The 21,385-nt window shown below is 35.0% G+C and carries 22 protein-coding genes and 1 pseudogene; 14 read left to right on the top strand and 9 right to left on the bottom strand.

Annotated elements, in window-relative coordinates:
• Window positions 1-5: 5 nt before the first annotated feature.
• Complete coding sequence (locus tag D1J36_RS08955; RefSeq protein ID WP_052911214.1) at window positions 6-440, top strand: RrF2 family transcriptional regulator; 435 nt, start codon at window positions 6-8, stop codon at window positions 438-440.
• Window positions 441-444: 4 nt separating this feature from the next.
• Here D1J36_RS08955 and D1J36_RS08950 read toward each other — a convergent pair whose 3' ends face one another.
• From D1J36_RS08950 to dnaA, 3 genes are all read right to left on the bottom strand, one after another.
• The gene (locus D1J36_RS08950; protein ID WP_154136829.1) at window positions 445-1,149 is read right to left on the bottom strand and encodes an SAM-dependent methyltransferase; all 705 of its coding nucleotides are present in this window, start codon (window positions 1,147-1,149) and stop codon (window positions 445-447) included.
• Window positions 1,149-1,595: a low molecular weight protein-tyrosine-phosphatase gene (locus D1J36_RS08945; protein ID WP_154136828.1), complete on the bottom strand. Its 447-nt coding sequence runs from the start codon at window positions 1,593-1,595 to the stop codon at window positions 1,149-1,151. Before D1J36_RS08945 ends, D1J36_RS08950 begins: the two co-directional genes overlap by 1 nt.
• A 93-nt stretch (window positions 1,596-1,688) precedes the next feature.
• Window positions 1,689-3,164 (bottom strand): chromosomal replication initiator protein DnaA, encoded by a 1,476-nt coding sequence (gene dnaA, locus D1J36_RS08940; RefSeq protein ID WP_154136827.1) that lies wholly within the window; start codon window positions 3,162-3,164, stop codon window positions 1,689-1,691.
• A 136-nt stretch (window positions 3,165-3,300) separates the two neighbouring features.
• Between dnaA and D1J36_RS08935 the strand changes: the two genes are divergently transcribed.
• On the top strand, window positions 3,301-3,708 hold the full coding sequence (locus D1J36_RS08935) for an acyl-CoA thioesterase (protein WP_154136826.1): 408 nt from the start codon (window positions 3,301-3,303) through the stop codon (window positions 3,706-3,708).
• Window positions 3,709-3,718: 10 nt separating this feature from the next.
• On the opposite strand, the gene pepE is transcribed toward D1J36_RS08935, so the two are convergent.
• A complete protein-coding gene (pepE, locus tag D1J36_RS08930; protein WP_154136825.1) occupies window positions 3,719-4,411 on the bottom strand; it encodes a dipeptidase PepE in 693 nt (230 codons plus the stop codon).
• Between the two features lie 34 nt (window positions 4,412-4,445).
• Window positions 4,446-7,973, bottom strand: coding sequence for a T9SS type B sorting domain-containing protein (locus tag D1J36_RS08925; protein WP_154136824.1), 3,528 nt, complete (start codon window positions 7,971-7,973; stop codon window positions 4,446-4,448).
• 124 nt (window positions 7,974-8,097) lie between these two features.
• On the opposite strand from D1J36_RS08925, the gene D1J36_RS08920 reads away from it, so the two are divergent.
• The 3 genes from D1J36_RS08920 to D1J36_RS08910 are packed head-to-tail and all read left to right on the top strand — an operon-like array spanning window position 8,098 to window position 10,709.
• The gene (locus tag D1J36_RS08920; protein WP_154136823.1) at window positions 8,098-9,771 is read left to right on the top strand and encodes an APC family permease; all 1,674 of its coding nucleotides are present in this window, start codon (window positions 8,098-8,100) and stop codon (window positions 9,769-9,771) included.
• Between the two features lie 47 nt (window positions 9,772-9,818).
• Window positions 9,819-10,205 (top strand): acyl-CoA thioesterase, encoded by a 387-nt coding sequence (locus tag D1J36_RS08915; RefSeq protein WP_004917996.1) that lies wholly within the window; start codon window positions 9,819-9,821, stop codon window positions 10,203-10,205.
• Between the two features lie 48 nt (window positions 10,206-10,253).
• Window positions 10,254-10,709: a phosphohydrolase gene (locus tag D1J36_RS08910; RefSeq protein WP_154136822.1), complete on the top strand. Its 456-nt coding sequence runs from the start codon at window positions 10,254-10,256 to the stop codon at window positions 10,707-10,709.
• Here D1J36_RS08910 and rluF read toward each other — a convergent pair.
• Genes rluF through truB form a run of 3 tightly spaced genes read right to left on the bottom strand, consistent with a single transcriptional unit; the run spans window position 10,706 to window position 12,695 of the window.
• Complete coding sequence (gene rluF, locus D1J36_RS08905; protein ID WP_252339390.1) at window positions 10,706-11,428, bottom strand: 23S rRNA pseudouridine(2604) synthase RluF; 723 nt, start codon at window positions 11,426-11,428, stop codon at window positions 10,706-10,708. The two genes, D1J36_RS08910 and rluF, sit on opposite strands and share 4 nt — an antisense overlap.
• Before the next feature lie 3 nt (window positions 11,429-11,431).
• Window positions 11,432-11,992 (bottom strand): hypothetical protein, encoded by a 561-nt coding sequence (locus tag D1J36_RS08900; protein WP_185147726.1) that lies wholly within the window; start codon window positions 11,990-11,992, stop codon window positions 11,432-11,434.
• Window positions 11,993-11,996: 4 nt separating this feature from the next.
• Window positions 11,997-12,695 (bottom strand): tRNA pseudouridine(55) synthase TruB, encoded by a 699-nt coding sequence (gene truB / locus D1J36_RS08895; RefSeq protein ID WP_154136819.1) that lies wholly within the window; start codon window positions 12,693-12,695, stop codon window positions 11,997-11,999.
• 207 nt (window positions 12,696-12,902) lie between these two features.
• Between truB and pyrH the strand changes: the two genes are divergently transcribed.
• Window positions 12,903-13,610, top strand: coding sequence for a UMP kinase (gene pyrH, locus D1J36_RS08890; protein ID WP_004917986.1), 708 nt, complete (start codon window positions 12,903-12,905; stop codon window positions 13,608-13,610).
• A 37-nt stretch (window positions 13,611-13,647) separates the two neighbouring features.
• The gene (gene frr / locus D1J36_RS08885) at window positions 13,648-14,202 is read left to right on the top strand and encodes a ribosome recycling factor (RefSeq protein WP_014938951.1); all 555 of its coding nucleotides are present in this window, start codon (window positions 13,648-13,650) and stop codon (window positions 14,200-14,202) included.
• 191 nt (window positions 14,203-14,393) lie between these two features.
• On the opposite strand, the pseudogene D1J36_RS08880 reads toward frr, so the two are convergent.
• A pseudogene (locus tag D1J36_RS08880) lies at window positions 14,394-15,047 on the bottom strand (hypothetical protein).
• A 371-nt stretch (window positions 15,048-15,418) separates the two neighbouring features.
• Between D1J36_RS08880 and tsaE the strand changes: the two are divergent.
• Genes tsaE through D1J36_RS08845 form a run of 7 tightly spaced genes read left to right on the top strand, consistent with a single transcriptional unit; the run spans window position 15,419 to window position 21,362 of the window.
• Entirely contained in the window at window positions 15,419-15,826 is a 408-nt protein-coding gene (tsaE, locus tag D1J36_RS08875; protein ID WP_014938995.1) for a tRNA (adenosine(37)-N6)-threonylcarbamoyltransferase complex ATPase subunit type 1 TsaE, read from the top strand.
• A gap of 49 nt (window positions 15,827-15,875) precedes the next feature.
• Window positions 15,876-17,066 carry an alanine dehydrogenase gene (locus D1J36_RS08870; protein ID WP_154136818.1) on the top strand — a complete coding sequence of 397 codons (1,191 nt, stop codon included), beginning with the start codon at window positions 15,876-15,878 and terminating at the stop codon, window positions 17,064-17,066.
• Window positions 17,066-17,437 carry a DUF4258 domain-containing protein gene (locus tag D1J36_RS08865; RefSeq protein WP_154136817.1) on the top strand — a complete coding sequence of 124 codons (372 nt, stop codon included), beginning with the start codon at window positions 17,066-17,068 and terminating at the stop codon, window positions 17,435-17,437. Before D1J36_RS08870 ends, D1J36_RS08865 begins: the two co-directional genes overlap by 1 nt.
• The gene (locus tag D1J36_RS08860; RefSeq protein ID WP_154136816.1) at window positions 17,437-18,279 is read left to right on the top strand and encodes a prephenate dehydrogenase; all 843 of its coding nucleotides are present in this window, start codon (window positions 17,437-17,439) and stop codon (window positions 18,277-18,279) included. Before D1J36_RS08865 ends, D1J36_RS08860 begins: the two co-directional genes overlap by 1 nt.
• A gap of 10 nt (window positions 18,280-18,289) precedes the next feature.
• Complete coding sequence (locus D1J36_RS08855; protein WP_154136815.1) at window positions 18,290-20,038, top strand: TrkH family potassium uptake protein; 1,749 nt, start codon at window positions 18,290-18,292, stop codon at window positions 20,036-20,038.
• Between the two features lie 7 nt (window positions 20,039-20,045).
• Window positions 20,046-20,738, top strand: a complete 693-nt coding sequence (locus tag D1J36_RS08850) for a potassium channel family protein (protein ID WP_154136814.1) — start codon at window positions 20,046-20,048, stop codon at window positions 20,736-20,738.
• 3 nt (window positions 20,739-20,741) lie between these two features.
• Window positions 20,742-21,362 carry an NUDIX hydrolase gene (locus D1J36_RS08845; protein ID WP_154136813.1) on the top strand — a complete coding sequence of 207 codons (621 nt, stop codon included), beginning with the start codon at window positions 20,742-20,744 and terminating at the stop codon, window positions 21,360-21,362.
• The last annotated feature ends 23 nt before the right edge of the window (window positions 21,363-21,385 follow it).

Below are 21,385 nucleotides of genomic sequence, written 5' to 3'. Positions count from 1 at the left end.
TAGTTATGTTTTCTAAAGCGTGCGAATATGCCATAAGGTCTGCCATTTGCATTGCCCAAAAAAGGCTAAACAATCAAAGGGTTAATGTAAAAGAAGTTTCAGCGTCTATTGATGCCCCTGTAGCTTTTATTGCCAAAATACTACAACAGCTCTGTAAAGCTAACATCATAGAGTCTGTAAGAGGGCAACAAGGTGGATTTTCTATTGATACCGAAAGATTAAAAGAAATTAAAATCTACGATATTATTGTCGCTATAGATGGAAGTGGACTTTTTACCAAGTGTGGACTAGGACTAAAAGAATGTTCATCTGTAAATCCTTGCCCTGTACATAACGATTTTAGAGAAGTAAAAAATAAGCTAGAACACATTACTAAAAGTTACTCTCTCTACGATTTAGCTTTAAAGACAGAACAAGGTTTAGCTTGGCTAAAAATTTAGATTTTTATCTAGTAGCACCAATAACAAATACAGCTGGAATTTTGTGTAAATCAGGTTTTTCCTTTTTCCAGTTTTTAATTTCTTTTGTTTTAATAAACTCTTCACTAGGGTGAGTAACATTAGCAGCAATACAGAGCTTAGTATTAGGGTTTAAAAACTTACACAGATCTTCCAAAAGTTGGTTGTTTCTATAAGGTGTTTCCATAAAAATTTGTGTATATCCTTTCTTTTGAACCTGCTGTTCCAAAAACAAAATTTGTTTTTTTCGCTCCACTTTATCTATAGGAAGATAGCCATTAAAAGTGAAATTTTGTCCATTAAATCCACTTGAAATAAGAGCCAAAATAATAGATGAAGGTCCACTAATAGGTACTACCTGAATATTATTTTGATGAGCCCATTTTACCATAATATTACCAGGGTCGGCAATACATGGTAGCCCAGCTTCTGATAAAAGTCCAAAATCCACTCCTTGTTTCATTAAGAGCACTGCTTCCTGTAAATCTTTCTCTTCGGAGTGTTTATTGAGTAAAAATAGCTTGAGTTCTGACTGTTTTTTTTCAGGGCAAAAAAACTTAATTATCTTTCTTGCTGTTTTTTCATTCTCTACAAAAAAATAATCAGTCTTTAAGATATAGTCCTTTATAATAGGAGCAAAGTATTCCTTTGGACTTTCTTCTGATAAATAGGCAGGTATAAGAAATAACATTATAAACGAGGTTTTAAATTAAGTTCTAAAACTATTCTATCACAAGCCTTATCCAACATATGATACACCTTTTCAAAGCCACCTACACCACCATAATAAGGGTCTGGTACTTCGGCATTATTTTCTAGAATGAGTACTAGTTTTTGGCGTTGCTCCTCATTTTCTGCTAAAGCCATAGCATCTTTGTAGTTTTGCTTATCCATACAGTAAATTCGGTCAAAAATTTCAAAATCTTCCTTTACTAAAGGGCGAGACCTATGGGCGTTAATATCAATACCGTGAAAATCTGCCGTTTGTATAGACCTTGGATCAGCCTTAGCTCCTTCGTGATAGCCACTCGTCCCTGCTGAATCTATAAAATATTCTTCTGATATTTTAGCCCTTAGAATACCTTCTGCTAAAGGACTTCTGCATATATTACCTAAACAAAGCATTAAAATTTTCATAACCAATATTTTTACTAAATTGAAAAGGATTACCCTAAAACCACGAACGCTCTAAGATAATCCCTTTTCTAATACTAACCTAAAAAATCAAAATTATTTTCTTATTTTTTCTTTCAGTTCTTTTATATACTTTCGCATCTGTTTGTCCACCTCTGCGGTATTTTTAACCGTATCACAAGCGTACATTACTGTGGTGTGGTCCTTACCTCCCATCTCCTTGCCTATCTTTGCAAAAGTAGCATCTGTAAATTCTTTTGCAAAATACATCGCCAACTGCCTTGGTAAAGCAATATCCCTCTTCCTAGTTTTAGATAAAAGTTGCTCTCTTTTAATACCAAAATAATCGCAAACTACCTCTTGTATGTAAGGAATACTAATGTCTTTCTTTTGATTAGCGGATATTTTGTTAATCGTTTCTTTTAGCAAATCCAAAGTCAAATCGGATTTATAAATAGTAGAATAAGCAATAACCGCATTGATAACTCCAATCAATTCTCTAACATTAGATTGTACCTCGCCCGCTAAAAAATCTATCATATCCTCACTAAGAGCAATACCATCTCTATGGAGTTTATCCACTATAATTTTTCTTCTAGTGTCGTAATCAGGTGATTTAATTTCCGCTGTAAGTCCCCATTTGAAACGAGACACCACCCTTTCCTCAATATCCATAATATCTGCCGGAGCCTTATCCGAAGTAAGGATAATCTGCTTTCCATTTTGGTGCAAATAATCAAAAATATGGAAGAATGAGTCTTGTGTTGCCTTCTTACCAGATAAAAACTGAATATCATCTACAATAAGAACATCTAACATCTTATAGAAGTTAGCAAAGTCCTCTCTGCTATTAGCATTACCTCTGTTAGAGTTAGCCGCCTTTATAAACTGTTGTATAAATTTCTCAGATGATAAATAATGTACAACTTTATCTGGATATGTATTTTTAATTTCTAAACCAATTGCTTGGGCAATATGTGTTTTTCCTACACCTACACCACCGTAGATAAACATTGGGTTAAAAGAAGTTTCTCCAGGTCTTTTAGCGATGATTTTGGCAGCAGAAAAAGCGAATTTATTACTTTCTCCTTCTACAAAGTTATCAAACGAATGTACTGGATTGAGGTTAGACTCTACGCTTATCTTTTTTAAACCAGGTACTACCAAAGGATTTTGTATTTTGCCAGACAAAGACGGTGGCATAATTTCCTGTGGTTTTGGTGCTGGTGTACTCATACCTTTTATATAAGCAGTTGGCTGTTGTACCTGTTGATTTTCTTGAGATTTTTTATCTAACACAGAATACCATAGCTTAACACCTTTACCTATATTTTTTCTAAGAGCTGCCGACAATAATGGCAAGTAGTTTTCTTCTATATATTCTTTATAGAAATCACTAGGGACGCCTATGGTCAAATTATTATTAACTAATGATATTGGTTGTACTCTATCAAACAACAAATGGAATGAGCTACCTAGCTTGCCCATAGCATCTCCTTGCTCCATAGCATTAAGATTATCCTTCATAAATTGTAGGCATCTATCCCAAATAATGAATAAATCTTGCTCCATGTTGTTATTTAATATTATTAGTTAATTTTTGACCTTAATCGGAGGGCAAATATCTGAGTTTTTAATTTCAAAAAAAAGTATTTGCACTCTTGATTTTTTAGAAATATATTTGTATGTATAAATAGAAAAACTTGATATGATACACACAGTACACTCAGTACGAGTAAGATATGGCGAAACCGACCCTATGAAATATGTTTACTACGGAAATTATGCTGAATATTTTGAAGTCGCACGAGTAGAATTATTTCGCAGTATTGGGATTGCTTATGATGAGATAGAAAACAGAGGCATTTGGCTTCCTGTGTCCGAATATCATACCAAGTATTTGAAACCCGCTCGTTATGATGAAGTTTTAGAAATTCATACATTTATTAAAAAACTTCCTGATGGTGTAAGGATTATTTTTGACTATGAAATCTACAACCCTAAAGGAGAAAAAATAACGGAGGCTTCCACCACGCTTTTCTTCCTAAATGCAAAGACAGGGCGAATAATGCCCTGCCCTGATTTTCTATTAGATTTAATGAAACCTTATTTTTAATTATCAAAGATTAAAGTTCAGTGCCACTTTCTATTTCGTAAGGTTCTTTTCCTACTTCAAATATCCTAGTAAGATGAGAGCCTTCTACGGTTATCCTATCTCCTATCCTGCGTATCCAATTACCTTCTCTAAGCCCTACTACTTTCGTATTGTTTTGGGAGAGGAACTCTTTAATTCTTGTTTCTCTAGTTTCGCCATTATGTTTTAAATTAGGGTCAGGGTCTAAATAGTGCGGGTTAATATTGAACGGAACCAATCCCATACACTCAAAACTAGGTGTGAATACAATCGGCATATCATTAGTATTTTTCATATTAAGTCCACCTATATTGCTCCCTGCACTTGTTCCTAGATAAGGCTTTCCACTTTGCACTTGCTCTTTCAAGATAATCATCAAATCCAATTCGTGTAAAGTTTTTACAAGTAAAAAAGTATTCCCGCCACCTGTAAAATAAGCTTTTGCATTTTGTAATGCTTCTTTAACATTTTCAAACTCGTGAAGTCCTTTTATCTTTATGCCTATGCTTTCAAAAAAAGTTCTTGCTGTAGAAGTATATTCCTCGTGAGAAATACCATTTGGGCGAGCATACGGAATAAACAAAACTTCATCTATCCCTTGATAAAGATTTATAATTTCGTCTTTTAAATACTCTAAATATTTTCCTCCGTATAAGGTAGAGGTAGATGCTAAAATAATGTTCATTACAATTATATTTAAGTTTAGTAAAGATTTAGTATCAATAGTTTTTAAGCAAAATCCAACCTTGTTTAGCTTCACTTCTTTGGGTAGCTGGGTTATACCATTTTACAATATACCAATAAGTGGCGCTCGGTAATTCTCTTCCTTTCTCTGTACCGTCCCAAACCAAATTATCACCAGATTCGGCTTTAAAAACAGGTTTCCCATAGCGATCCATTATAACCATACTTACTTCTTTCATTTTATCCAAATGTTCCACTATCCAAACATCATTTTTACCATCTCCGTTAGGCGTTATCACATTAGTAAATTTCAGAAAATAGACGGACAAAGGTACACCTAAACATCCATTTGCCGACCTTACTTGTATGGTATATTGGCTATCCGCTGGGTTCAAAAGTATATTGAACTGCTGTGGGACTCCGTTAAAAATGTAGGTATACGGCTGAACGCCTCCTTCGGCAGTAACTTCTATTCTATCATTATTAGTTATAACATTTACAATTTTAGGCTGATGTTCGTCTGTTACTTTGAAAGTTATTATTGACGGACAACCCACAGCATTAACCGTTTCTACCGTGTAAACTCCCCACTGAACTTCAGAGTAATTTAAATTAAGGCTTACACCTGTTTTAGTAGTACCATCTGGCAATTTCCATTTAATAGAAGTAAAAGCAGACGCATTGGATACCGAAACTAACAAAGACTCACCATAGCACAAATACATATCGCTAATAGGCGATATTTCGGTTGGAACTTTAACTTTTAAATCAAATTCAAAATGATTTGGGCATTGTCCTATTTTTTTAGCAATACCATAAACTCTCTCTCCAAAAGCGGTTTGATTTTGATAATTTTGTGGATTATTTATTAAATCTGTTCTTGATGCATCTCTATAAAACTCAAGTGTAGCAGCGTTGTCTGACGTAATTTGAGATTTCCAATCGTTAAGGTTAAAGGTGGCTATTCCGTCAAAGTTAGTATCACATATTTCAAATGTATTGATAGTATTATTAACCGTTACAGATGTATTTTGCACAAATGAAACCTGTTGCAAATCAGACATACAACCTGTTTCATTATTTTTGATATAGAATTTCACTACATAAGGCAAAGCACTCCAAGAAAAGTCCGAAGTGAGTGGATTTCCATTTTCGTCTAAAAATGTATAGTTGCTAGGATTACCGATAACCTTTGATTTAAAATTATCTAAAGTATAGCTACTTTCAGTACAGATTAAAATCTGATTACTTATCGCTTGTGGCTTTATTAGTTCTACCAAATCGTAGTCAATTCTATCTAAACACTCTCTATTATTAGTAGTATTAAAAACAAAAATAGCATACGGTCTGCCACGAGTGCTTAGGTTATAGTTTTTCCATTCAGTTTCTGTAAGCCTTTGGTTATTACTATCATAATACTCTATCACTAAATCGCCATTCCATTGTCCTCTATTTCTAATAAATCGGTCTGTGTTTGTAATGGTTAAATCAAAAATAGAAGAACCACAAACAGATATTTTTTGCTCTAACAAATTAGTATATATAGATGGTTTACGATAGATTTTGAGCTCTAATGTAGGTACTAAAGAAGCAGTACACCCTGTGGCTGTATTCTTTATTTTAACGTAAATAATGCCACTACCTCTATAGTTAAGATTACGAATTGGTTGTGTTAAAGCAACATCTGTATAAAATGTAGCTTCAATATCTGGACTATATTCTAATTCTCTTTTAGTTTGGTTAAGGTCAAAATATTCTGTAGAACTGAAACAATGTTCAGGAAAAGGGGTTATAGGCATTATTCTAACTTCGTCCAAAAACTCAAAATTTAGGTTTATAACGCTTTCACAACTAAAATTAGGGTGTTTTATTTTAACCATAAATTGTGTGTTTACTCTAGGATTCACCTCTTGCAAAGCACTATAAGTATTGCCACCATCTACCGAATAAAGGAAGGTATAACCTCGACCTCCGAAATAAACATTTTCAAAACTTTCTCTAAGGTTATAAGCAGTTGTATCAAAACACACTTGCTCCACCATTGAGGCTTTAGGTAAAGATAGATAACTTAATTTAAAACTCCTAGTTTCCGTACAGTTGCTGGAAGATACTTTCATTTGCAATGTTTTTTCCGCTCCTGTAGCAATGGTATATTTATAACCATTGGCTTCTGTAGCCACCTCATGACCTTGTTCATCTAAAAACACCACTCTGTATCCTGCTCTAGATGGATAACCTACCTTCTCCAAAAGGTTAATTTCTTTTTGATTATTCTCTAAAGCATCACACTCTGTAAAAATCTGATTTTCTAAAAAACCTATAGGTGGTAAATCAGAACTAATATCTACCGTTGTTCTAGCCGATTCTTGGCAACCATTGGCTTTAACATAGTAATTACCGTTTGTAGTCGCTATAAAAGAATTGCCTGTTGTCACTGCAGAAGATTCTCCTTCTTTGTACCATTGGTATACGATACCCGTAATAGGGTTTTGTACAGAAAGTTTATAACCCGCAGCACAACCTGTTTGTCTTTCAGAGCTAATATTTGGTTTTAATACTTTTTTAAACTCAACCTCTTGAGAAATGGGATTCCCTACAGGCGTGGTACCGTCTGAAAAAGTGATTTCAGCTTTTAATCTTTCTGTATCATTTACAGGTAGATAGGTGAAATTTCTATCTGTAGAGCGTTCTACACCATCTACAAACCATTTTGCACTTGGTGTAAGCGTGTGGTTAGGCGTAAATAAATAGGCTGTATTCCCATTTTCAGTCCAGTTGGTGTTGTTGTAGACTTCTCTAACTAGTTTATATTTACTTGAATCTGAATTTTGAATTCCTAGAATAGCGTTTTGCCCCAACCCTTTAACTACTCTAACAATAAAAGAATTATCTTCTAACAATAATACTTTGGAACTAATTGTTCTACTGTAATTTGAATGAAATTCGGTAACATTTTCAAATGAAATTAGCAGTCCTCTTCTACCATTATAAGTGGTTCTAGAATAAGTTATCTTACTATAATCCACAGTATTAGAGGTTGAATAATTCATATCTGTAAACCCTAAAAATAAATTAGCTAGGTTTAAAATCCTCGAAGGGTTTGATGTATCTACCTGATTATAAATTATACTAGGCAACTGACGATTAGCCTCCGTACCATTACCGCTATAAACTTTATCCTGATAATTGCTTTGATATAAATTCTCTAAATCAGCATTATCACCAAAAACCAATCTACCATTAGAACCCACAACCAATTTAGTATAGGATTTGCCATAAAAACTAAAAGAAAAGCCAATATCTATGGCTTTAGAAAATTTATTATTTTCATTTCTTGCATCAAAAGGAACAAAAGTATACGGATTAGCTATGTTTAAAGTAGTTTCGGTAATACTATAATCTCCTGTACTTATAGATTTAGCATTCAAAGTTAGATTATAAATACTGCCTTCACAATAGTGTACCGTCGCTGGCAAAGCTGTATTATCAGCAGTATTTATAATTATTTGACTAAAAAAAACAGAACTCCAAAGGAATAAGTAGACAAGTATTAACTTTTTCATCTTACAAATTTGCAAAATTTATAAACAACTCTACTGCTTTAAATACGAAAAAAATAAACAAGTAGCATTTTTAAGAAAAAAACTTTTACATTTGTTTCCTTTTTAATGTTCATCTTTATAAGGTATGAAACAACTATTTAAAACAAAATCATATAACCCTAATGACCTAGGAGGCTCCTTTGTGAGAACCTTAGGGGTTTGGGACATTGTATTCTTTGGGATTGCTGCTATTATAGGCGCTGGTAGTTTTAGTAGTCTAGGCGAAGCTATCTTTAGAGGAGGTCCTGGAGTTATTACACTTTATATTATCTGTGGAGTAGCTTGTGGTTTCACGGCTCTATGTTATGCCGAGTTCGCCAGTAGAATTCCCGCCGCTGGTTCTGCCTACACCTATGCCTATGCAAGTTTTGGCGAGCTTATAGCTTGGATAATAGGCTGGGCTCTAATTATGGAATATTCTTTTGGAAATATTTATGTTGCCTTTTCTTGGTCAGATTACTTTACTTCGTTTCTTTCTAGAATAGGAATTAATATACCTGATTACCTCACCTGTAGCTACTCCGAAGCTAAAAAAGCCTTCTTCAAAGGGTCTACTCACCCTGCCCTTATTTCGGCTTGGAAAAACGCTCCTGTTATTGGCGGGTTAAAACTTATTGTAGATATTCCTGCCTTAGTTATCAATGGATTAATTACTTGGGTATGCTACATTGGAATAAAAGAAAGTAAAAACTTTAACAACTTATTGGTAATCTTAAAACTTGCTGTTGTTATATTAGTGATAGCTGTAGGTGTATTTTACATCAATACAGATAATTGGACTCCTATAAGCAATATTACTCACCAGCCTACAATGATGCCTAACGGATTTATTGGAGTGATGAGTGCCGTTTCTGGCGTATTTTTCGCCTATATAGGTTTTGATGCTTTGAGTGTTTTATCCGAAGAAACCAAAGACCCTCAAAAAACTCTTCCAAAAGGTATGATAATCGCTTTAATACTTTGTACAGCCATCTATATGGTACTTACACTAGTACTTACAGGTATGGTAGATTATAGAAAATTTGATGGTGTGGGTGACCCACTTTCATTTATTTTTGAACCTTCTAACGCCAATGTCGCGTGGATGGAACTTGTAGTTTCTGTTACTGCAATTATTGCGATAACCAGTGTTCTTCTCGTATTTCAAATGGGGCAACCTAGAATATGGTACTCTATGAGCCGTGATGGACTGCTTCCTAAAAAATTCCAGCAAATACACCCTACAAGAAAAACCCCTTCTTTTGCTACTATCATTACAGGGTTTGTAGTAGGTATTCCTATACTGTTTACGGATAAATCTTTCATCTTAGACTTTACTAGTATCGGTACTATATTTGCCTTTGTTTTGGTGTGTGGTGGCGTTCTACTTTTACCAAGAAAAGAAAAAGTAGAAGGTCGTTTCCAAATGCCTTACATCAATGCTAAATATATTTTCCCAGTTTTATTTATCAGTGGAGTCGTTTTCTTCTATAATCTCATTCCTGAATTTTTCAGTACTTTGATGGATTGGAACGACCCTGAAGAAGGAGAATTTAGATTGGCCATATTTATTTATCTAATCATTAACCTAGTTTTGTCTCTATTAGCTTTTGTTAAAAACCTATCTCTTATTCCACTATTAGGATTAAGTTCTTGCCTTTATCTCCTTACGGGAATGACTCACGAAAACTGGTTCTGGTTTGTTGTTTGGTTTGGGATTGGTTTGGTAGTTTACTTTGGTTATGGCTACAAAAACAGTAAACTTAGAGTACAACAATAAGTCAAAAAAGATTATATTTGTAAGATGACTAGAAACACTTAATTAAAATGACTTACGAAGAAAGAATAAAACAATCTGAAACGCACACTTTTAAGGTAGTATTTCCTGACACTACTAACCACCATAATACTATGTTTGGTGGTACTATTATGAAAATAATGGACGAAGTTGCCTTCATTACTGCAACTAGATTTTCTAGGAAAACCATTGTAACAGTGAGTTGCGACCAAATTGATTTTAAAAAACCTATTCCTGCAGATACTTTAGTAGAGCTAGTAGGGAAGGTAAAATCCGTAGGAAATACCAGCTTAAAAGTAAGTGTGGAGGTTTTTATTGAAGAAATGTATGCTAACACAAGAGAAAAAGCAGTATTTGGTGATTTCACTCTCGTTGCCATAGATGAGAACAAAAAACCAGTTAAAATACTTGACTAATCTATCACTAAAAATAGTTTAATTCTTTTTTGTTATTAGAATTATCAGATGACAGACAAAATGATGAAAGAAGAATTGTTGCACAAAGCCATTAGAATTGCCCAAAATGCCCACCGTGGACAAACCGACAAATACAAAGCTCCTTACATAGGGCATGTGATGAGGGTGATGAATTACGGTAAAACTCTAGACGAAAAAATAGTAGGTGTACTACACGATGTTGTAGAAGATTGCCCTGAATACAGCATAGAATATCTAAAAAAACAAGGCTTTCCAGATGAAATATTATTCGCTATAGAATGTCTTTCTAAGACCAATCCAGAGGAAAGTTATGACGATTTTATTAAACGCATAGAACAGTCGCCACTAGCCATTGCCGTCAAAATAAATGATTTAACCGACAATATGGACTTAAAGAGAGTAAACAAGCCTCTCACAGAGAAAGATTTAAAAAGATTTAATAAATATCTAAAAGCCTATCATTATCTTATAGAAAAATACTAATCATAGGTTTTCGCTGAATCTTTAATCAGATGGTTGAGGGTTTTCATCTCGTTGGGTGTTAGCTCTCGCCACTTTCCTATTGGTAAATCTAAATGGATATTCATAATTCTGATACGCTTTAGCTTCTTCACTTCGTATCCTAAATATTCGCACATACGGCGGATTTGTCTATTCAGACCCTGGGTGAGTACAATCCTAAATTGCATTTTATCCAGCTGCTCCACTTCGCACTTTCTGGTAACTGTGCCTAGTATCGGCACTCCCGCTCTCATCTGTTCTAAAAATTTATTGGTAATAGGCTTATCTACCCTTACAATATATTCCTTTTCGTGGTTGTTTCTTGCCCTTAATATTTTATTAACAATATCACCGTCCGAAGTCAGCAATATTAAACCCTCACTAGGTTTATCCAATCTTCCTATCGGGAAGATGCGTTTGGGATATTTGATGTAATCAATAATATTATTCTTTTCTCGTTTAGTATCCGTTGTACAAACAATGCCCACTGGCTTATTAAATGCAATATAAACATACTCTTCCTTTGGCTCGGTAATAAGCTTCCCATCTACCTTTATCTCGTCTTCTGCACTTACTTTAGTCCCTAATTCTGGTATTTTACCATTGATGGTAATTCTCCCTTGTTCCAATATTTTATCTGCTTCTCTACGAGAACAAAAGCCTACTTCCGATAAATATTTATTGATTCTAACCTTTTCCACCAACTATAAATTTTTATTACTATAAAATACAATACCATAAGAGAAACCTATGAACCAATTCCCCATACTGTACCCTTCTAAAGACAGCTCAAACTTTTGCCCTAAATTACGATAAATAGAAGCATCAAACTTACCAACACTTAGTCCCCAATACGCTGTATCACTGGCTGCGGAACGATTGAACTGTTTACCTAATTTCAGTCCAATGTAACCAAAATCGTGGTCTTCGGCTTTGGTAACAAATATATACGGGTTGATGGTGTAATACAATAAATGATAATTATCCGAAACATAGCTATACTTAATCCCTCCCGAAATAGCCAACCAATTAAAAGGTTGTACGCCCAATTCAGAAGCAAACCCATAAGCAAATTTTTCATCGCTTCGGCTATTATTCAGTGTATTATTATTTGTATTGGTATTATTTCCTCTAAGAATAGAGGCTAAATCTAACCCTACATTAGCATTTATTCCTGTGAATATTCCCAACTTATCAGATTTTTGTTCTTGAGCAAAGCTACCTAAAAAAGTAAGTGCAAAACAGAATACAAAAATTTTATCCATATCATTAAATATTATTGGTAAAACTAAACTCATTTGTTAAAAATTGTTCCGAAGCCTGTTCTACAGAAAAATCACCAATCTTAGTTCTTCTCAGTTGTGTAAGGTAGGCTCCCACACCTAAAGCCTGACCTATATCGTGTGCTAAGCTTCGGATATAAGTCCCTTTGGAACAGCCAACGCTAAACCTCACAAAAGGCAAATCAATCTCTATATTATCTATAAAATAAATAGTGGTTTTCCTCTTCTTTAATTCTACTTCCTCTCCTGCTCTGGCAAGATTGTATGCTCTTTCGCCATCTACCTTAATCGCAGAAAATATAGGTGGAGTTTGGTCTATCTCTCCCACAAAGTTATCTAAAGTTTCTAAAATTTGCTCTTTAGTGATAGTACTAATATCTTGGGGTAATATTTCTGGTTCTTCGGTGTCATAAGAAGCCGTCTGAACTCCAATTTTTATTTCGGCGTGGTACTCTTTTGGAGCATTTTGTATTTCTGGGATAGTCTTGGTAGCTTTGCCTGTGCAAACCACCAAAAGCCCTGTGGCTCTAGGGTCTAATGTCCCTGCATGACCAATTTTAATCTTCTTTAGTTTAAACTCTCTTTTCAGTTTGAATTTCATCTTATTAACCGCCTGAAAGGAAGTCCAATCCAAAGGCTTATCTACCAAAAATACCTGTCCAGCTTGTATTTCTTCTAATGTCATTACTTCTATATTCTCTGCTACAAAAATAACAATTAAGTTTTACTCATTAGCATCATCAAAAGTTTATTCATAAAATTAACTTAGCTTAATAGAAATACTTTTTTAATATTTAATTAAATCAAATGAGAGTTAATTCTGTCGTAATACTTATATTTGCAAAGGAAATTTTCGTCCAAAGTAAGTATTGATTTAATTAAAATTACACCTATGAAATATAAAAGAATCCTTCTAAAACTTAGTGGTGAAGCACTTATGGGAAACCTACAATATGGTATAGATAACGACAGACTAAAGGAATATGCCACAGAGATTAAGAAAGTAGTAGACCAAGGTTGTGAGGTCGCTATCGTGATAGGAGGAGGCAATATTTTCAGAGGGTTAGCAGGTGCTGCTAAAGGAATGGATAGAGTGCAAGGCGACTATATGGGAATGCTGGCAACCGTCATCAATGGTATGGCTCTACAAGGTGCTTTGGAAGACATCGGCATTAAAACAAGACTACAATCTGCCATTGAAATGGATAAGGTAGCCGAGCCTTTTATTAAAAGAAGAGCAACTAGACACTTAGAAAAAGGGCGAGTAGTTATCTTCGGAGCTGGTACGGGCAACCCTTACTTTACTACGGATACTGCGGCTACGCTAAGAGCCATAGAAATAGGGGCTGATGTTATCCTTAAAGGTACTCGTGTAGATGGCATCTACGACAGCGACCCTGAAAAGAATAAAGATGCTGTGAAATTCAACAGCCTTTCGTTTGATGAAGTTTATGAAAAGAATTTAAAGGTAATGGATATGACTGCCTTTACTCTTAGCCAAGAAAACAAACTTCCTATCATTGTTTTTGATATGAATAAGGAAGGTAACCTTCTAAAGGTAGTTCAGGGCGAAGAAGTGGGAACGGTGGTAAGAAATTAAGAGTTTTATATAATTAAAAAAATAATCATTAAATAAAATGGAAGAGATACAGTTGATATTAGACAATGCTCGTCAGGAAATGGACGCTGCGATTAAACACCTAGAACACGCTTTCTTAAAGATTAGAGCTGGGCGTGCTTCTACGGCTATGGTACAAGATGTAATGGTGGAATACTATGGTAGCCCTACTCCTCTTAACCAAGTTGCGAATGTTTCTATCCCTGATGCGATGACTATTGCTATCCAACCTTGGGACAGGTCGGCTATTAAGGATGTAGAGAAGGGGATTATTAACTCTAACTTAGGGTTTGCTCCGTCTAACAATGGTGATACTATTATCCTAAATGTACCCCCGCTAACTGAAGAGAGAAGAAAAGACCTTGCAAAGCAAGCTAAAGCGGAAGCGGAACAGACTAAAGTAACTGTAAGAAATGCAAGACAAGATGCAATGAAAGACCTTAAGAAGCTAGATGGGGTATCCGAAGATATTATTAAAGATACCGAAAACGAGGTTCAGCAGCTTACAGATAAGTACATTAGTACAATAGACGACCACTACAAACATAAAGAAGTGGATATTATGAAAATATAAAAACTAAAGCTACCTAAAAAGGTAGCTTTGTTTTTTTAGGAGTTATTCTTAGAAGGAAATAACTGGGATTATACATTCTTTCAGCTATAATACTTAAAGACTACAAACATACCTCTCAAAAAGAGTTTCCATTCAAAATATGTTAGGCTTTAGTTTCATATTTCTCGTGTATTTAGCAAATCAAACTACGACTAGCTTCTGACGAATTTTGCCAAACTTTCTAATAATTGTGGTTTATCCTCTAAGGCAATCTTGGCAATGCTATAAAACTCTCTCACCCACTTATCCACCTTTGTTAGTGCTTCGTTTTTATCTTTGGTGGCTTGTTGGCTTTCGCCTTTTTCTTGAATGTAGGCAGCATAGGCTTTTTCGGTTTTAGTGAGCTGTGCTAATTGTGCCTCAATGGTAGTTTCTGTAACTTTGAGCCTTTGGAGCGGAGTGCGGAGGCTTTCTTCTGCCTTTAGTGTGTTATAGAATACCCCAATGTTTTCTAGCAAAGAGGCAAGGGCATAAGGCGGACGCCCTTTAAGACGTAAGTTATTCAGCACCTCTGGGTTTTCTTTGTAGATGATGCGTGCCTTCTTTCGGTCGGTAGCATAGGTTGCATTAAGTAGGTCTAGCTCTTGCTTAAAGTTGGCGTAGGCTTGGGTTTCTTCCTGCCCCTCTCTAATGTTAGTTTGGTAGAGATTTTAGGCTTGTGTGTAAAGGGCTTTTCCTTTTTCTATTTCATCTTTGGTGTAGCCATATTCCGCCAATTCGGTGGCAAGAGGAGTGCCTTCTGTGAGATTGTTAAATAAAATACCAATGTTTTGTAAACTCTTCTGTTCGCTGATATACTTGCTCATATTCTTCTATTTTTAATGATTTTATAATTTTTCTATCTGTTTTTTGAATTATCCATCGTTGGTTTCTATTTCTACCTGGTTAGTTTCTATATCTGCCTAGTTGGTTTCTGTATCTGCTCGGTTAGACTTTATTTTTATATTGAAGTATTGGTTATCTGCTTATTAGTTGCGTTAAAGATAAAAATTTTTCTGTAAATCTGTAAGAAATAAACTTAAAATAATTATCAAATGCTACCTCGTTACTATTGTCTTGCTTTATTTTTAGTTTTAATCCTGTCACGAATCAGAAAAATCCCCTAGCTCCTCCCCCCATAATCTCCCTGTTTTTTATTTAATTTCATAAATATAGCTTAACTTTGCTCCCTAAAAAAATGGAATTTACAATCTCTACCATAGAAGAGTGGCAGGAAGTTATCCGCCAGATTTTGCCTCAACTGAAACACCCTATCCTTTTATTGAAGGGTAACTTGGGGGTTGGTAAAACTTCTTTCACTCAATTTTTACTAAAGGCACTTGGCAGTACCGATGAGGTTTCTTCTCCTACTTATGCTATTGTGAATGAGTATGCTTGCCCGAAAGGCAACATTTATCACTTTGATTTATATCGAATGAAATCTGCCGATGAAGCCTTTGACATCGGTATTGAAGAATATCTGGAAACAGGGTTTTTGTCTATTATAGAATGGCCAGAAATCTACGAAACTGAACTTGAGGGACTCCACTACCACGAAATGAAAATAGAAAATATAGACGGAGAAAGGCATATTGTGTTTAAATGATTCTTATATTTGCTTATATTTTTCATATACTGAATAATCCCTAATAACTATGAGTAGCACTATATTTACTCCGTTTAAAGAAGAGCAGCTTCTACCAAAAGAAGAAAGATTAGAAATTATAAAAAAAGGACAAAGACTTTTTATCGGTGTTCCTAAAGAAACTTGCCTAAACGAAAAAAGACTCTGCCTAACTCCTGATGCAGTACAAGTTCTCACACAGAGTGGTCACCAAGTAGTCGTAGAAAGTGGAGCAGGAAAAGGTTCATTTTTTACAGATTTACAATACTCCGAAGCTGGAGCTATCATCACTAACGACCCTAAAGAAGCTTTTGGACAGCAACTTATACTAAAGATAAACCCACCTACAGAGGAAGAGATTGATTATTTAAAGCCTTCATCTTTTTTAATTTCAGCACTACAAGTTAATCTTCAGACGCCTCATTATTTTAAAAAATTAGCCGAAAGAAAAATCACTGCTATTGCTTTTGAATTTATTAAAGATGAATATCAACAATTAGCTTTAGTAAGGCTTATTGGAGAGATTGCAGGTAATGTTTCTATCCTTTATGCTTCAGAACTTTTAGCTCAGTCTAACGGCTTAATGCTTGGCGGTATTACAGGTGTAAGACCTACCGAAGTAGTGGTTTTAGGGGCAGGTATTGTGGGCGAGTTTGCTACAAAAACAGCTATTGGTCTAGGTGCTAATGTTAGGGTTTTTGATAATTCTTTAGCCAAATTAAGAAGATTACATAATTTTATAAACAATAGGGTTTCTACCTCAATTATAGACCCTAAAGAACTAACGAAAAGCCTCAGAAGAGCCGATATTGTAATAGGTGCTTTGCAAAGACACAACCTTCCTCCTGTTGTAACGGAAGAGATGGTACAGCTCATGAAAAAAGGCAGCGTAATTATTGACCTTACTATTGATTACGGAAAGTCTATTGAAACGGCAGAACTTACCACCCAAGAAAATCCTACAATTATAAAACACGAGGTGGTTCACTCTGGAATTCCAAACCTGACTTCTAAAACGCCTAGAACTACAACTAAAGCTATTAGCAACTTCTTCCTAAGTTACTTATTACAATCTGACCATGAAGGAGGATTAGAAACTATGCTTCTAAAAAATACCAGCAGCAAAGATTCTATATACATGTACAAAGGCAGACATACAAAGAAAATTATTTGTGAAAAATTTGGATTAAACTATCACGATATAAATTTATTAACCTTCTAATGAGAAAACTCAAATTTTATTTAATAGGGCTTATCCCAGGGTTTATTATTGTATTTTTTGTTCTTAATCAGAAAGGAGTTAGTTGCAGTGGCTACCTTCCTAACAGCCGTGTAATTGCAGAAACACTATCTAAAGAGTTCAGCTATTCCGAGGAGTTTAAAACACAGATGCAAAGCCTAAACATTACTGAAAGTTTTTTAAAAGATAGCCTTATTACCCACGGTGAAATAGATTTCCAAAAGAGTAATGCTCAAAAAAAGCCTTGCCCTTCTTACCTGTTATACTATCCAAAGAAAAATCCGATGTACGAAATCAGCTTTGAAAAATGTGAGAAAGAAGCTCGTTTCTTTAATCTTAAATCTTTAAAATAATGGTTGTAGGACTAATTGGCGTTGGGTTAATTGGTGGTTCAATGGCTTTAAAGCTGAAAAGTAAAAATACCTCAATAAAAATATGTGGTACAGATAACTCCACAAACCACCTCAATGAAGCCTTAGCATTAGGCATTATAGATGAAGCTGATGATTTAGAGAATACCGTAAAAAAATCTGACCTCATTATTATAGCAATTCCTGTAGATGCCACTCAAAAGGTACTGCCTAAAGTATTAGATTTACTAGACCAACACCAAACTGTGATGGATACTGGTTCTACAAAGTTAGGGATTGTAAATGCTATCAAAAATCATAGAAATAGAAATCGTTTCGTAGCTTCTCACCCTATGTGGGGAACGGAAAATAGTGGACCTCAATCGGCTCAACTAGAGTCTTTTTCTGGCAGAGTAGCTGTCCTTTGCGATGCTGAAGATTCTGCAAAAGACGCTGTGGAAAAGGTATCCGAAGTTTACCAACTTTTGGAAATGAACCTCGTGGAAATGACTTCCGAACAGCACGATATACACACGGCTTATATTTCGCACATTTCACACATTACCTCTTATGCTCTAGCCAATACGGTTTTAGAAAAAGAGAAGGAAGAAGATACTATTTTCCAGTTAGCCAGTTCGGGATTTTCTAGCACGGTAAGGTTAGCAAAATCTCACCCCGAAATGTGGGTTCCTATCTTTAAACAAAATAAAGAGAATGTACTAGATGTACTTAATGAGCATATTTCTCAATTAAGAAAATTTAAAGCCGCATTAGAGAAAGAAAATTATGATTTCCTAGAAGAACTCATCAAAAATGCCAACAGAATAAGAGGTATTTTGAAATAAATTTTTAATAATGATTATTAACTTTAAACTTCTCTATATATTTTCCTTTATCATCAGCACCCTAGGGATTGTTGCTTTCTTTGGCGATTTTGGTTTTAACCAATCTAAAGATTCTAGAATGATGTTTGATGGCTACTACCACTTCGCTATTGCCATAGGACTCATCTCCACTGCTGCCAGATATTATGAGAAAAGAACTTCTGTTAATCGGAAAGCCTTTATTTTTGATTTAGCTACAGTAATATTTACGGTGGTTATTTTCTACTTTCATTTTTTAAGCCCATTGTACGGTAGCCTAGACCGTTTTTTTGAAAGTAGATATTGGGTTATTATGGCAGTGGTATTTACTTTTATAAGAGAGTTTTCGGATTTGAAAATCAATTTTAAAAGGACGATACTCAATCCAGCCCAATTATTCATCAGTAGTTTTATTGTGATTATACTAATGGGAGCTTTTCTGCTCACGCTCCCCAAAGCTACCACACACGGGATTTCGTTTTTAGATGCTTTGTTTACCTCTACTAGTGCGGTTTGTGTTACGGGCTTATCGGTACTGAATACGGGTAGTGATTTTACAACTTTTGGTAAACTTATCATTATTATTTTAATTCAGATTGGAGGTTTAGGGATTTTAACTTTCGCAAGTTATTTCAGTTACTTTTTCAAAGGTGGCACCTCTTACGAAAACCAATTGGCTCTAAGCGATATGACGAGTTCAAAAAAACTCGGCGATGTATTCTCTACCCTAAAAAACATTATTCTTATTACTTTTGGAATAGAACTTTTCTCTGGAATTTTGATATATACCAGCGTCAACTCCACTCTGTTCACCTCGGAATTTCAGCACATCTTTTTTTCTATTTTCCATTCTGTATCTGCCTTTTGTAATGCAGGGTTTTCTACTCTAGATGCTAATCTTTATGATAGTGCTTACAAATACAACTATTATCTACATTTAGTTGTTATTTTCACTTTTGTTTTCGGAGGTTTAGGCTTCCCTATCGTAGTGAATATCATCAATTATATTAAATACAAAATCGCCCATATAAGCCCATTCTCCGAACAAAAAAGAAGATACAGACCTTGGGTATTAACCTTAGATAGCCGCATTACTTTGGTAACCACCGTATCTCTCACGATAGTTGGTACTATTATTTTTTACATTTTAGAATATCACAACACTTTAGCAGAACACGAAGGTTTTGGAAAGTTTGTAACTGCTTTATTTGGTGCTACTACGCCTAGAACGGCTGGTTTTAACACCATTAACAACGCTTCTATGTCCTTCCCTACCATTATGGTTATATTTTTACTTATGTGGGTAGGAGCTTCGCCACAATCTACCGGTGGTGGTATTAAAACAAATACTTTTGCCATAGCGTTCCTCAATGTGTTAAGCCTTGCCAAAGGCAAATCTAAAGTAGAAATTTTCCGAAGAGAAATCGCTGATATTTCTATACGAAGAGCCTTTGCTATTATGACTTTATCTCTTATGGCGATAGGGTTGGGCGTGATGCTCATTACTTTTTTTGACCCAGACAAAAACCTTCTAGATATTTCTTTTGAATGTTTCTCTGCTTATAGTACCGTAGGACTAAGCTTAGGCATTACCGCCTCTCTAAGTGAAGCCTCTAAAATGGTACTCATAGGCATTATGTTTGTGGGGCGTATCAGTATGTTATCTTTAGCCATTGCTATCGTTAAAAAATCTAAGTATAAAAATTACAGCTATCCAAAAGAAGAAATAACCATAAATTAAAAGCAAAATGAAATATATTATAGTAGGATTAGGAAACTTTGGAGCTTCTTTAGCTCAAAAACTAACGGCTCAAGGCAACGAAGTTATCGGGATAGATAATAGTGCCGCCAAAGTAGATGCCTATAAAGAAAAAATATCGCATACCATCTGTATGGATTCTACCGATGAATTTACCGTTTCGGGACTTCCCATCAAAGAGACAGATATTTTCGTGGTTGCCATTGGCGAAGACCAAGGTGCTAATGTGATGACTACTGCTCTACTTAAAAACTTACAAGTAAAACGCCTCATCAGCCGTGCCATCAATCCTCTGCACGAAAAAGTATTACAAGCCATTGGCGTTGATGAAATAGTACACCCAGAAGAAGAAACAGCTGAAAGATGGGCAAAAAAACTATGTCTAAGCAATGTTGTAGATTCTTTTGAACTAAATCAAGAGTACAGTATCATAGAAGCGAAAGTACCAGAGGAATATATTGGAAAGACCATTCGTGAGATAGATTTCCGCCAAAAATACAACTTAGCCGTTCTTACCATTATAAGGAAAGTAGAAGTTAAAAGCCTTCTAGGCAAAACCAAAACAGAAAACAAAGTACTAGGTGTGGCAGCTACGGATACTCTACTAGAAGCCAACGATATACTAGTAATTTATGGTTCTAATAAAGATTTAAAAGTTTTTTTAAAACAGAAAATGGATTAAAAAATGAAACTTGGTAGAGATTTAATTAAACGAATTAAAATCGCTCCTTTGGAAGGAGAGAATGCTCATAAAGTCTACGCTCCTCCCCAAAGACCTCTCTACTCTTATGATGAAATACTCGCTAAAAAACCAAAGTTAGCTGCTGTTAATATTTTACTCTACCTTAAAGGTAACCAATGGCATATCCCACTTATGGTGAGAACGGCCAATGTTAATGACAAACATAGTGGACAAATCTCTTTACCTGGAGGAAAAAAAGAAATTTCCGATGAAACATTTGCCCACACCGCTCTGCGTGAAACTACAGAGGAACTAGGCATTATTCGGCCTTACCTGAGATTGATACGAAGTTTAAGCCCATTATACATTCCACCTAGTAATTTTTATGTTCATACTTATGTTTCGTACACTAAAAAAAATCCAAAATTCACATTGCAAGAGTCTGAAGCTCAAGAGTTGATAGAATTACCTTTATCCTTACTTTTAGAACTGCCAGAACATCCCTCTAAAATATCGCTTAACAAAAACACAGAAGTCCCTGTAATACAATATAAAAACCACAATATTTGGGGTGCTACTTCTATGATTTTGTACGAGTTTAGCCAGTTGTTAAAAAATATGTAAATTTGCACGCTAAACATAGGCGT

It is taken from the genome of Riemerella anatipestifer (assembly GCF_009670965.2).
In the GTDB taxonomy this organism is placed as follows: domain Bacteria; phylum Bacteroidota; class Bacteroidia; order Flavobacteriales; family Weeksellaceae; genus Riemerella; species Riemerella anatipestifer_B.
Note: the sequence above shows the minus strand (reverse complement) of the source record. Positions and strands in the feature narration are given on the sequence as shown.